13 protein-coding genes are annotated in these 12,868 nt (G+C 38.2%); 6 read left to right on the top strand and 7 right to left on the bottom strand.

Annotated elements, in window-relative coordinates; translation table 11 throughout:
- The first annotated feature begins 1 nt into the window (after position 1).
- Complete coding sequence (locus AC1W6K_RS03615; protein ID WP_481946471.1) at positions 2–1,180, top strand: class I SAM-dependent rRNA methyltransferase; 1,179 nt, start codon at positions 2–4, stop codon at positions 1,178–1,180.
- Positions 1,181–1,213: 33 nt separating this feature from the next.
- Here AC1W6K_RS03615 and lepB read toward each other — a convergent pair whose 3' ends face one another.
- Genes lepB through AC1W6K_RS03590 form a run of 5 tightly spaced genes read right to left on the bottom strand, consistent with a single transcriptional unit; the run spans position 1,214 to position 5,445 of the window.
- Entirely contained in the window at positions 1,214–2,359 is a 1,146-nt protein-coding gene (gene lepB / locus AC1W6K_RS03610; RefSeq protein WP_481946470.1) for a signal peptidase I, read from the bottom strand.
- Positions 2,360–2,399: 40 nt separating this feature from the next.
- On the bottom strand, positions 2,400–3,113 hold the full coding sequence (gene dapB / locus AC1W6K_RS03605) for a 4-hydroxy-tetrahydrodipicolinate reductase (protein WP_481946469.1): 714 nt from the start codon (positions 3,111–3,113) through the stop codon (positions 2,400–2,402).
- 5 nt (positions 3,114–3,118) lie between these two features.
- The gene (locus AC1W6K_RS03600; RefSeq protein WP_481946468.1) at positions 3,119–3,727 is read right to left on the bottom strand and encodes a DUF5683 domain-containing protein; all 609 of its coding nucleotides are present in this window, start codon (positions 3,725–3,727) and stop codon (positions 3,119–3,121) included.
- A 4-nt stretch (positions 3,728–3,731) separates the two neighbouring features.
- Positions 3,732–4,655 carry a ParB/RepB/Spo0J family partition protein gene (locus tag AC1W6K_RS03595; protein WP_481946467.1) on the bottom strand — a complete coding sequence of 308 codons (924 nt, stop codon included), beginning with the start codon at positions 4,653–4,655 and terminating at the stop codon, positions 3,732–3,734.
- Between the two features lie 10 nt (positions 4,656–4,665).
- Entirely contained in the window at positions 4,666–5,445 is a 780-nt protein-coding gene (locus AC1W6K_RS03590) for a ParA family protein (protein ID WP_481719595.1), read from the bottom strand.
- A 158-nt stretch (positions 5,446–5,603) separates the two neighbouring features.
- Between AC1W6K_RS03590 and AC1W6K_RS03585 the strand changes: the two genes are divergently transcribed.
- Together AC1W6K_RS03585 and AC1W6K_RS03580 are read left to right on the top strand one after the other, a co-directional pair.
- The gene (locus AC1W6K_RS03585) at positions 5,604–7,181 is read left to right on the top strand and encodes a peptide MFS transporter (RefSeq protein ID WP_481946466.1); all 1,578 of its coding nucleotides are present in this window, start codon (positions 5,604–5,606) and stop codon (positions 7,179–7,181) included.
- A 4-nt stretch (positions 7,182–7,185) separates the two neighbouring features.
- Positions 7,186–7,887, top strand: a complete 702-nt coding sequence (locus AC1W6K_RS03580; protein ID WP_481719597.1) for a VIT1/CCC1 transporter family protein — start codon at positions 7,186–7,188, stop codon at positions 7,885–7,887.
- On the opposite strand, the gene ggt is transcribed toward AC1W6K_RS03580, so the two are convergent.
- The gene (gene ggt / locus AC1W6K_RS03575; RefSeq protein WP_481946465.1) at positions 7,881–9,566 is read right to left on the bottom strand and encodes a gamma-glutamyltransferase; all 1,686 of its coding nucleotides are present in this window, start codon (positions 9,564–9,566) and stop codon (positions 7,881–7,883) included. The genes AC1W6K_RS03580 and ggt overlap by 7 nt on opposite strands.
- A 145-nt stretch (positions 9,567–9,711) precedes the next feature.
- Between ggt and AC1W6K_RS03570 the strand changes: the two genes are divergently transcribed.
- Positions 9,712–10,959 carry an aminotransferase class I/II-fold pyridoxal phosphate-dependent enzyme gene (locus tag AC1W6K_RS03570; protein WP_481946464.1) on the top strand — a complete coding sequence of 416 codons (1,248 nt, stop codon included), beginning with the start codon at positions 9,712–9,714 and terminating at the stop codon, positions 10,957–10,959.
- 163 nt (positions 10,960–11,122) lie between these two features.
- Complete coding sequence (locus tag AC1W6K_RS03565; RefSeq protein WP_395785160.1) at positions 11,123–11,302, top strand: histone H1; 180 nt, start codon at positions 11,123–11,125, stop codon at positions 11,300–11,302.
- A 58-nt stretch (positions 11,303–11,360) separates the two neighbouring features.
- Here the strand turns inward: AC1W6K_RS03565 and AC1W6K_RS03560 are convergent, their stop codons facing one another.
- Positions 11,361–11,765: a MaoC family dehydratase gene (locus AC1W6K_RS03560; protein WP_481719600.1), complete on the bottom strand. Its 405-nt coding sequence runs from the start codon at positions 11,763–11,765 to the stop codon at positions 11,361–11,363.
- A gap of 57 nt (positions 11,766–11,822) precedes the next feature.
- On the opposite strand from AC1W6K_RS03560, the gene AC1W6K_RS03555 reads away from it, so the two are divergent.
- Positions 11,823–12,677, top strand: coding sequence for a diacylglycerol/lipid kinase family protein (locus tag AC1W6K_RS03555; RefSeq protein WP_481719601.1), 855 nt, complete (start codon positions 11,823–11,825; stop codon positions 12,675–12,677).
- Positions 12,678–12,868: the final 191 nt, after the last annotated feature.

The raw sequence follows: 12,868 nt of genomic DNA, 5'->3' as shown, positions 1-12,868 counted from the left end.
CATGACAGAAAAATTCATTCAACTCAAAGCAGGCAAAGACGCCCCTGTTAAACGATTTCATCCTTGGGTATTTTCAGGAGCCATTCAAAAACAAAGTACAAATTTGCAAGATGGCGACTGGGTCGATGTTGTTTCGTCTCGAGATGAGTTTTTAGGTACAGGACATTTTCATAACGGTAGTATCGCTGTCAAAATATGTTCATTCGCCCCCATTACGAATAAAGCTGAATTTTGGGAAAACCGAATTCAAAATGCATGGGATCTACGACTTTTATTGAATTTACCCAAAACAAATGCTTTTCGTCTAATTCATGGCGAAGGTGACGGATGCCCAGGGTTGATTATGGATCTTTACAAAGATGTAATCGTATTTCAAGCACACACAATCGGAATGCACCGCGATCGCGATGAAATAGTGGCAGCGATAAAAAATACCCTAGGTAAAAAAGTAAAAGCCATTTACGATAAATCGCGCGAGACGCTACCCCCAGAATATGCGCAAAATTGCACAAATTCATTTGTCTTTGGGGAGGTTAAAGTTCCTTACACGGTACAAGAAAACGGACTATCATTTTCCATTAATTGGATTACAGGGCAAAAAACAGGTTTTTTCTTGGACCAACGGGACAATCGAAAATTGTTAGCCCATTATGCAGAAGGAAAAGACATTTTAAATACATTCTGCTACTCGGGTGGTTTTTCTATGTATGCCCTACAAGCAGGTGCCAATTCAGTGATTTCATTAGATGCTTCTGCTAAGGCAATTGATTTGGTACATGAGAATATTCGCATCAATAAAAAGGAGGCAAAAAATCATGAGGCCATTGTGGGCGAAACTCTCCCCTATTTACGGAATTGTGAAACAGATTTTGACATAATCGTACTAGACCCACCCGCATTTGCCAAATCCATGAACGCGAAGCATAAAGCGCTACAAGGATATCAAAAAATAAATGAATTAGCGTTACGAAAAATCAAGAAAAACGGTCTTCTATTTACCTATTCTTGCTCACAAGTCATCACCCGCGAATTATTTTATAACATGCTTGTTGCCGCCGGTATCGCCGTTGGCCGTGAAATTCAAGTAATCCATCAAATGACCCAAGGGCCAGATCATCCCATCAATCTCTTTCATCCCGAAAGTAATTACTTAAAGGGATTTGTCCTCAAGGTATTGTAATCAAAAAAGGCTTCCCAAAGGAAGCCTTTTTTACTAGTCTACGAAACGGAAAATTCGACTCCAACGAATCTTTCCAGAAAACAAACCTTTATTTGGATCTAAAGACATCCAGACAAAAACTGCTTTGCCTACGATATTTTCGGATGGGACAAAACCCCAAAAACGTGAATCAGCAGAATTATGCCGATTGTCCCCCATCATGAAATAATAATCTTGCTTGAACGTATACGTTTTCAAAAATTCACCATCTTTCACCAACTTCCCTCCTTGTAATTCAATTCCAGAATTTCCTTCATACGTACGAATTGCTTCCTGATAAAAAGCAACATTCTTTGAGTCCAACGTAACAGTCATACCTTTTGCAGGTATTTTAACCGGACCAAACCAGTCACGATTAAACTTAAACTGTACCGTATCATGTGGAAAAATATCAAGAAAAGTAACACCTTTGGGATCTTTAAAGGAGTCTAAATCAAATGTCTTAGCCCATGAAAGCGCTTTGATTTCGTCAATATGCTTTTTGGATGTATTCATTTTGTAACCAACCAACTGATTTGTAGAATCCGCTAAAGGCAACCAATCTGCTGAATCATAACTAGCATCAGGTGAATTGCGAATACCATAGGTATCGAAAAAAGTTTCGTCCAAATTTTCCTTCGTTTTCATGAAAACAGGGTGTTGCATGCGTTCAGGATTATCCATCGCTTTTCCATTTATATAGACTTGCTGGTCCCTAACCTCTAAAACATCACCCGGCGTTCCTACACAACGCTTCACATAAAAAGTTCGCAAATCTAGCGGCGCATCGCCATCTTCCTCAAAATTGGGTGCATTAAACACAACAGCATCCCCTTTCTTTACCTCCGTAAATCCAGGTAATCGATACACCGGTAATTCGATCCAACGCAAATAAGAAGGTAAATTTGTGAACCATATTTTTTGATGTGTGAGTGGTAATTGCAACGGAGTTTTAGGTGTACGAACACCATAATGCATTTTGCTCACGAATAAAAAATCACCCACCATTAAGGAGCTCTCCATCGAAGGAGTAGGAATCGTATAGGCTTCAAATAAGAAAAATCGAATTAATGTTGCAGCGACTACGGCAAACATAACTGAATCTAACCATTCTCTAAAGGCAGATTTCTGAGTTGGTTTCTTTGTTTCTGGTGACTTCATGTCTATTTAATAAAATTTAAATCAATAAATGTAAATGCAATTATTTCAACATGTCCTCCATGCCCAAAATCCCTTTTTTACCTTGAATCCATTCGGCAGCAATAACAGCCCCAAGCGCAAATCCTTCCCGACTAAACGCCTCATGCGTGATCTCTATTTGATCAACTTTAGAAATATATTTAACGGTATGAGTGCCTGGAATCGTAGATTCCCGTTGCGACCAAATCGGTACTTCATTCGATTGTGGAATTTCATTATTTACCCATTTTGTCCGGTCTGCATACGCATCAATAATTCCTTCTGCAAGCGTAATGGCCGTACCTGAAGGCGAATCCTTTTTCTCCAAATGATGAATCTCATTGGTATAAATATCGTACGCTGTATGTGGAGCCATTAATTTTGCCAACGTGCGATTCAATTGAAAAAATAAATTAACCCCAATCGAATAGTTGGACGCATAAAAAAATGTAGAATCATGTGCAGCAGTGGCGCGCTCAATATCACTTTTCTTTTCAAGCCAACCAGTCGTTCCGCAAACTATAGGGATTTGTTTCTCAATACACGCAGAAATATTCGCAAAAGCAGATGCAGGATTTGAAAATTCAATCGCCACGTCTGCTTCGCTAGAAGTTAAATTCATCAGATCATGTGCATTATCAACGTCGATACGCGCAACAATTGTATGACCTCGACCGAGCGCAAGGCGTTCAATCTCTTTTCCCATCTTACCGTATCCAATTAGGACAATTCGCATAGATTTCATTTTTTAAAATTAAAGGATAAAGTCAAACTTGATACGATACCTTTTGACAAAGGGTCGAAATCAAGGATAGGTTTTACCCGTAAACTAATATCATCTGAGACATCAAATGTCTTCAAATGGGCACTTACATTTGCATCTACAACATTGAATGCCCACGCCACAAACATCCCAATGTACGTATAATCACGATTCCGACGAAATCCATCGTTAATTCGCTTCAATTGATTCACGTCCAAATCACGCGCTAATCCATCCTCATAAACAACCGAAACAGTTCGGGGTGGTACGTAACTTGGATCATCAGCTCGCTGAGAAACGATGTAATAAAATGATCGGTATTTTTGATATCTGACCTGATTATAGTTAGCAATCATCCCCAGCGAAACAAATGCACCAGCTACCAAAGGTAATTTCCAATACTGTCTATTATAAGCTTGGCCCAAACCAGGAAAAATTAATGAACGGATTGTTGAAACCCGTGGAATAATCTTGTGCTTAGACTTAGCTAAAATTGTATCCTTTTGCGACACTGAATCAACCGGTATCCCCATTAATTCAGTAGATAAACAAAACAAAACAACAAAAGGAACAACAAAATAGCGCATAAATCTAGGATTGGATCGATTCCAATAGGCGCTTTAGATCGGCAGAAGATTTAAGTAGCAACTTAACTTCCCCTTTTCCTTCAGCATTCATTTTTAAAGAGACAGGAACCTTAAAATGATCCGCTAATTGGCGTTGCCAAAGACGCATTTCTTCTGCATTAACTAACTTAGATACACCAGGTTGTTCATCTGATTTACCGGCTGCCGACTGACGAACAGCATCTTCCAACTTTCGAACGGACCATTCTTCGGCTATTGTCTTACTAAATAATTGTTGCTGTAAGGCAGGATTCTCCAACGAAATAAGACAACGGGCATGTCCCATGGATAGTTGATTTTCACGAATTGCCAATTGGATATGTACTGGCAATTTCAATAAACGAATGTAATTCGTGACTGTTGACCTATTCTTCCCTACCCGAGCACCTAAATCCTCTTGTTTTAAATGGCATTCTTCCATCAAACGCTTGTACGACAACGCAATTTCAATGGCATTTAAATTTTCCCGCTGAATGTTCTCAATCAAAGCCATCTCAATCATTTGTTGGTCATCCGCCGTCCGCACATACGCAGGAATACAGGTTAAACCAGCAAGTTTTGACGCTTGCAAACGACGCTCACCAGAAATTAATTGAAAACTACGCGCACCGATCTTACGAACAGTAATAGGTTGAATAATCCCATGAACACGAATAGAGTCCGCTAAATCTTCCAAAGCCGATTGCTCAAAATATTCACGCGGCTGGTATGGGTTTGTTTCAATGTGAACTAATGGAATCTCTTCCATCAGATTAACACCATCTAAACCTCCCATTATTGACCCTGAATGACTGGCAGAACTTTGAAGATTTTCAGAATCTTCCAACAAAGCCCCAAGACCACGTCCTAAACCCGTACGCTTTTTATTATGCTCCTGCTTTATGCTCATATTGACTAACTTATACCGTTTGAAGCAAACCATTCTTGCGAATAATCTCCTTCGCTAAATTCAAATAACTGATGGATCCTTTACTATCTGCATCGTGTAAAATGGCAGGAATCCCAAAACTAGGCGATTCTGACAATCTAATATTCCGAGGAATAATCGTCTCAAAAACCATATTTTTAAAATGGGCGTTAACTTCATTGACAACTTGATTAGATAAGCGCAAGCGCAAATCATACATGGTTAATAAAATCCCTTCAATAACTAACTCAGGATTTAAGCGCGATTGAATAATCTTTATTGTATTCAATAATTTACCTAAACCTTCTAATGCATAATATTCACATTGAACTGGAATTATTACGGAATCAGCAGCTGTAAGGCTATTAATCGTAATCAAACCTAAAGATGGCGAACAATCCATGATGATAAAATCGTAATCCTCTTTGATCGAAACTAAAGCATCCTTCATTTTACCTTCCCGGTTTTTCAAATTTATCATCTCAATTTCCGCTCCCACTAAATCTATATGGGAAGGAATAATATCTAAAAATGGCACTTCTGTTGCTAATATACTCTCGCCCACTTTGGCAATCCCAACCATACATTCGTAAATACTTCGGGTAACTTCCTTCGGATTAAAACCGAGTCCAGAGGTCGAATTTGCTTGTGGGTCCGCATCAATTAAAAGAGTCTTAAATTCCAAGGCAGCAAGACTTGCAGCTAAATTAATCGCCGTAGTCGTTTTGCCTACTCCTCCCTTTTGATTTGCAATCGCGATAATCTTACCCATGAATTTTATTTTAACGAAATGAACCAACAATATTACGAAAAAGGTTTCACATCTTTTTTCAAAAATGAATCGATCAATGGCCAAATTTTATCTCATGAGTTTAAAGACTTTCAATCAAACTCTTTTAACTTGCCGTAAGATTATCAACAACCTATTTTATGACGCAAAATCCTACATCGCATCCAAAAGGACTCTATGTACTTTTCACCACGGAAATGTGGGAAAGATTTAATTTTTATGGCATGCGTGCCATATTATCATTATTTCTAGTCAGCGCACTTGCATTCAAACAAAATGAAGCCTCCATTTTATATGGTGGCTTTCTCGGCCTAAGTTACCTGACTCCTATGTTGGGCGGATATATTTCAGATCGCTATTTGGGCAATCGAAATTGCATCATTTTTGGAGGTTTTGTGATGGCAGTAGGTCAATTGTTCCTATTCGGTTCTGCTAATACGTTTATCACTAATCTACCTTTGGCCAATATTCTTATGTGGTCGGGCTTATTTTTTCTGATTATCGGAAATGGATTCTTTAAGCCGAATATCTCCTCCATGGTGGGACAATTATATGCCAAAGGTGATACAAAACTAGACGCGGCATTTACCATTTTTTACATGGGTATAAATACGGGCGCATTCTTAGGGATGCTTATTTGCCCGTGGGTAGGCGATGTGAAAGTTGACGGCATACGCGTAGTTGAAGCCTTCAAATGGGGCTTTTTAGCCGCTGGAGCAGCCATGATGATCGGAACTGTTTCGTTTTACTTTTTAAAAAACAAATATATTGTCTCATCTACGGGTGAGGCTGTGGGGTTAAAACCAAGCTTTAACACGGCAAATGATTTAACGAAAGAATCAGAAAAAGCCGAGTTTTCGACTCAATCGATAGGTATTGCTTCAATTCTGTTCGTCATACTTGTTTATATATTTCATTCATTTATTGCAACAGCAGAGGCAAACCCAATCAAAGACTGGATTTATCCAATTATATATGCTTCCGGTCTTAGTTTAGCCTATTTAATTATGTCGGACAAAACCTTAAGTAAGGTTGAACGCGACCGCATTTGGGTGCTTTATATCATTGCTTTCTTTGTTATGTTTTTCTGGTCGGCATTCGAACAAGCCGGATCCTCATTAACTTTCATTGCTGACCAACAAACAGATCTACATTTTTTAGGAATCGATTTACCTCCAAGTTCGGTTCAAAATGCGAATTCGATCTTCATTGTACTTCTTGCATTCCCATTCAGTTGGCTTTGGACATGGCTTCAGAAACGTGGAATTGAACCAAATTCTCCTGCAAAACAGTCGATTGGTTTATTATTGTTAGCCACTGGGTATTTTATCATTGCATCCCAAGTGAAAGATTTGGGATCTGAAAAATTAGGGGTTGCCTGGTTATTTTGTATGTATTTATTTCATACCATGGGGGAACTTTGTTTATCGCCGATTGGCCTTTCGTTAGTGGCCAAATTAGCCCCCAAGCGTTTTTCTTCCTTACTTATGGGTGTTTGGTTTATTGCTAATGCGGCAGGGTACGCCTTGGCAGGAACATTAGGCGCATTATTACCATCAATTGAACCAGGAGCATCTATGCCTAGCTTCCTAGGTTTCGAGATTCACAATTTGTACGAATTTTTTATGGTGTTTGTTTCCTTAGCAGGTGCAGCATCTATATTACTATATGTATTGGCCGCTGGGCCTTTAAAACGAATGATGCACGGCATCAAATAAGAATATGCACGGACATGACCACCATTTACACGAAAAACATTTAAAAAGTTCAGATTTCATCACAGATATTGTTATCGGGATGTCAGATGGATTGACGGTACCATTTGCGTTGGCAGCGGGTTTATCAGGAGCTGTAGAATCTGCTGCGATTGTAACAACAGCCGGAGTAGCTGAAATTGTTGCTGGATCTATTGCAATGGGACTCGGTGGATTTTTAGCTGGCCAAACGGAACATGAGCATTATGAAGCGGAATTAAAACGCGAATATGAAGAGGTGGAACGTGTTCCTGAGCGCGAAAAAGATGAAATCAGAGAAGTATTTGAAGATTATGGCTTGAGTCCAGAGGCGCAAGAAATCGTGGTAGAAGCTATTTCAAAAGATAAAGATAAGTGGGTTGATTTCATGATGCGCTTTGAGCTAGGTATAGAGCGTCCACATCCCAATCGGGCACGTAATTCTGCTTTAACAATTGGTATTTCGTATATAATTGGTGGATTTATTCCTTTGGCACCTTATTTCTACGTATCAGAACCTGTAGACGGATTAAAGTATTCTGCAGGTGTAACCATTCTGGCTCTACTCGTATTTGGCTATTTTAAAAGCAAAATAACAGGACAAAATCCGGTTATTGGCTCACTAAAAGTTACATCTATCGGTGCCACCGCGGCTGCAGCTGCGTTTATGGTTGCCAAACTTTTTCAATAGGCCTTTACCGTATCATCTCCTCTTGAATCTGCGCCTCCTTGTAATCGGCCATCTGGGAGGACTAATATACCTTCGACTAATCCAATACCACCAGAGGTCTCAAATTCATAACCTTTTGCTTTTAACCTGACCATTTGCTCCTCAGAAAAACGCTTCGCTTCAACGCGTGTATTATCTGGTAACCACTGATGATGAAAACGAGGAAATTCAACTGCCTGTTGCATATTCATCCCCATTTCTAGCGAATTTAAAACAACTTGGAAAACACTTGTAATGATGGTTGAGCCACCTGGAGTGCCAACAACCATCTTTAATTGGCCATTACTTTCAATAATCGTTGGCGTCATACTAGACAACATCCGTTTTCCTGGTTGGATTTCATTGGCTTTGGAACCAACTAATCCAAATATATTAGGAACGCCAGGTTTAGAGCTAAAATCATCCATTTCATCATTTAGTAAAAAACCTGCACCTCCGACGAAGACTTTACTTCCATACGAATTGTTAAGCGTTGTTGTAATTGAAACAGCATTTCCTTCCTTATCTACAATAGAATAATGTGTTGTTTCGGGACTTTCATAACCAGCAAAAGTACCAGCTTGAATGTCTGCACTTTTTGTTGCCTTTGTAAAATCCAAAGATTTCATTCGATTAGCTACATAGTCGGCATCCAATAATCCAGATACAGGAACCTTAAAAAAATCAGGATCACCTAACCATAAAGCACGATCCGCATAGACACGTCTTTCTGCCTCAATCATAACTTGAAGCGTAGAATCTGAACTAGGGCCCCATTTAGATAATGGAAACGATTCAACCATTTTCATCAATTGCGCTAAGGCAATACCGCCACTAGAGGGAGGTGGCATACCAATAATTCGGTAATTTTTATAATTAGAAATAAGAGGTTTACGCCAAACTGCCTCGTATTTCCGCAAATCTTGATGCGTTATTAGTCCATTTTGTTTACGCATTTCCTCCACAATCAAATCTGCTGTTTTTCCTGCATAAAATCCTTTGTTTTTATCTTGAGCAATTCGAATAAGCGTTTGTCCTAAATCAGCCTGTTTAACGAGTTGGCCTTTAACAAACTCGTGCCCATCTAAGGAGATCAAATATGATTTACCGGGATTTTCTCTACTAAAATCCAACCGATTCCGATTTAATCCACGCGCCTCTTTCTCGGTTAATACGACACCGTTTATGGCTAAATCAATGGCAGGCTGAAGAACTTCTGCCCAAGCTAATCTTCCAAACTTACGATGCATGGCAACCATCCCATTTACCGTTCCTGGTACTCCCGATGCAAAGATTCCAATTAAACTTTTACCCGGTATAACATTACCTGAGGAATCCAAATACATATCACGACTAGCTTTTGCTGGTGCTTTTTCCCTGTAATCCAACGTGAATGCTTTACCTTTGGCAGTCCGATATACTAAAAAACCACCACCACCTATATTACCCGCAGCTGGGTGACAAACGGCCAAAGCAAAATTTACTGCCACGGCTGCATCAATTGCATTTCCCCCTTTTTGTAGTATTTGTAGGCCTATTTCACTGGCAATAGGGTGTGTAGAAACAACCATGCCATTTTTTGATTCAATCAAAGGTTTCTGGGTACTTTGTGCGCAAACGGTAAAGCTTACGAACAATAGAACAACTAATTTATGATACATAGTAAGTTTCAGGGTATGAAGAAATAAATGCTTAAAATTAGTTATAAAAATACAAGTTTGGTGAATTCAGGTATGCCGAGAAAAGAAAAATATAAATTACCTTTGTGCCTATAACCCAAATTTTTAATTAAAACGATTAGTTAACGTGGATATTTTCGAAAAAGTAGTCAATAATATGGGGCCAATCGGTGCCCATGCACATTATTCACATCATTATTTTTCTTTCCCAAAATTAACGGGGGACTTAGGGCCTCGCATGACATTTATGGGAAAAGAAATGTTAAACTGGTCTTTAAATAACTATTTAGGTTTAGCGAATCATCCAGAAGTAAGAAAAGCAGACGCAGATGCAGCAGCTAAATACGGTTTAGCCTATCCGATGGGTGCACGCATGATGTCGGGAAATACAGATGAACATGAAGAATTTGAGCGCCAATTAGCTGAGTTTGTTGGCAAAGAAGACTCCTTCTTGCTAAACTATGGATATCAGGGGATTATGTCAGTCATCGAATGTATGGTTGACCATCGTGATGTTATCGTATACGATGCAGAGTCACATGCCTGCATCATTGATGGAATTAGATTACATAAAGCCAAAATGGGTGATTACTATAAGTTTAATCACAATGATATGGATTCATTGCGTAAAAACTTAGATAGAGCTACGAAACGCATACAAGAAACAGGTGGAGGTATTCTTGTGATCACTGAAGGAGTATTTGGTATGTCAGGCAAAGTTGGATCACTCGATAAAATTGTTGAACTTAAATCAGATTATAATTTCCGTTTATTAGTAGATGATGCACATGGATTTGGCACTATGGGTGCCAATGGTCGTGGTGTAGGCGAACATTTAAATTGTACTGAAGGTATTGATTTGTATTTTTCCACATTTGCTAAATCTATGGCGGCCATTGGTGGATTTGTGGCTGCGCCAAAAGAGATTATTATGTACCTCAAATACAATATGCGTTCTCAAACCTATGCAAAGGCACTTCCTATGCCGTATGTAATTGGCGGAATGAAGCGTTTGGAGTTAATTAAAAAGCATCCTGAACTTCGAGATCAACTGTGGGCCAATGTGAAAGCGTTGCAAAAAGGTTTAATTGAAAAAGGATTTGATATTGGGGAAACAACTTCACCGGTGACACCTGTATTCTTGCATGGTGATTATGATATAGCGTCAGTAACCTCTTTAGTTAGAGATTTACGTGAAAATATGGGAATCTTCTGTTCAATTGTCGTTTATCCAGTTGTCCCGAAAGGCCAAATTATGTTACGTATTATACCAACGTCCTCTCATACGATAGCAGATATCAATTACACGACTACGTGTTTTGCGGAGGTTCAAAAAAGGCTCCAAGCGGGTTATTATCGTGATTTAACTAAGTAATTGATAAATTTTAAGCAGTTTTTTCACTTTTTTAACTTTTTTTTGGCTTTTTTTTGCTTAATAATTTGCAGGATATACATTTTTTGCTAAATTTCGCCTTATAAGCGCTTCAAACGGCGAATAAAGACAATCTAATTTTTTTACAACCAAAATTCAACTTATTATGAGCAGATTTGCACAAGTGAAAGATCTAATTTTATCATTAGAGTCAGATTTCGAAAAGTTCTATGACAAAGGAAATCAAGCAGCTGGTACACGCGTTAGAGGTGGCTTGCAACAATTGAAGACTTTATCTCAAGAGATTCGTACTGAGGTACAAAACAAGAAAAACGCAACAAAGTAATTTTTACTTTAACGTTACTCTGTAAAAAAAGCTCGATAAATCGAGCTTTTTTTATGTCCTAAAATAAGTTTGCATGCATAACAGTAGCAATGCCGTCAACCATTATTTTTCCTCGTTCCAATTCAAAGACTTGCGTGCTTAGTTCAGCCGTGTGCTTCATATCATTAATTGATACTACTTGAAAAAAGGCACGATATGTTTGTCCTACATACAAAGGACGTTTGAATTCCGATACCTGCTTTAAATAAACACTTCCGGAACCCGGAAAATCCATTCCCATGACTTTCGAGAAAACACTTGCGATTAATGCTCCGTGAATAATTGGTTTCTTAAATGGCGTAGTAGCAGCAAATGACTCGTCCCAATGCAAAGGGTTGAAGTCTCCCGATATTTTACAAAAATCATTTACTTGCTCTTGTGTAAATGAAAACTCAATTTCAAAACTTGCTCCCAGTTGGATCATCTCGTAAACTATTAAATTTGATAAAATGCGGGTACCTTTGTAAACAAACCGAAAAACATGATTTGTTTTATTTTAAATCCCAATTCCGGAAACAAAAGTAATAGATATCGCATGGGGATTTTGGAAAAACTACAAAAGATTCCAAATAGCCAACTCTACATAACGCAATATCCAGGACACGCTAAAGAAATTGTTCAGAAACTAATCAACGAACATAAAGCTACTCGAATCGTCGCTATAGGCGGAGATGGAACTGTCAACGAAATAGGTGCATGCGTTCAGGGAACCAATATAGCCCTAGGAATCATTCCAATCGGTTCTGGAAATGGACTAGCCAGACATTTGGGAATTTCAATGCAATTTAACAAAGCACTTAAACAAGCTCTTCAAGGAAATGAACATCTTATCGATACATTAAGTTGGAATGATAAACCATTCTTCTGTACAGCAGGAATTGGATTTGATGCGGAAGTCGCCTCCAAATTTGCACGTGGAAATGGTCGTGGGCTATTAAATTACATTAAAGCAACCTTACAAACATTCAAGACCTATCAGTCGACAAAACTAAATCTTGCAAATGGTGAATTAGCAGATCTTTTTTCCTTGACAATTGCCAACGCAAATCAATATGGGAACAATGCGTTTATTTCGCCATTTTCCAACTTACAAGATGCTCAATTTGAAGTAGTTAAAATAAAAAAAGGTAATATTTGGCAAATAGGCCAACTTGGAATTAGTCTATTTTTGAAAACCATAAATAAGCAACATATAGTGGATATTTTCAGCACAGATTCGTTTGAAATACGTGTAGCAATCGGCACCAAATTTCACTTAGATGGAGAGGGCCTACGAACTGAAGATGAAATCATAAAAATAAAAATATTTGCAAAAAATTTAAAAATAATTATTTAGTTAAAATAAACTAGTATTTAAATTACAATTCATTGATTTTCAATAAGTTATATTAAAGTATTTCGACTAAAAATTTCCGCATACCTATAATAAATACGTTTTTTATTCAAAAAAAATGTATTTATTTTTATTTGATTTTTTAAAGGGGAAAAGCCATTAAGCGCCTATATTATTGGACATTTTTTAGTTCC

The organism is Aquirufa sp. (assembly GCF_964796385.1).
The sequence above is the reverse complement of the archived record's forward strand: the minus strand, read 5'-3'. Positions and strand labels throughout refer to the sequence as shown.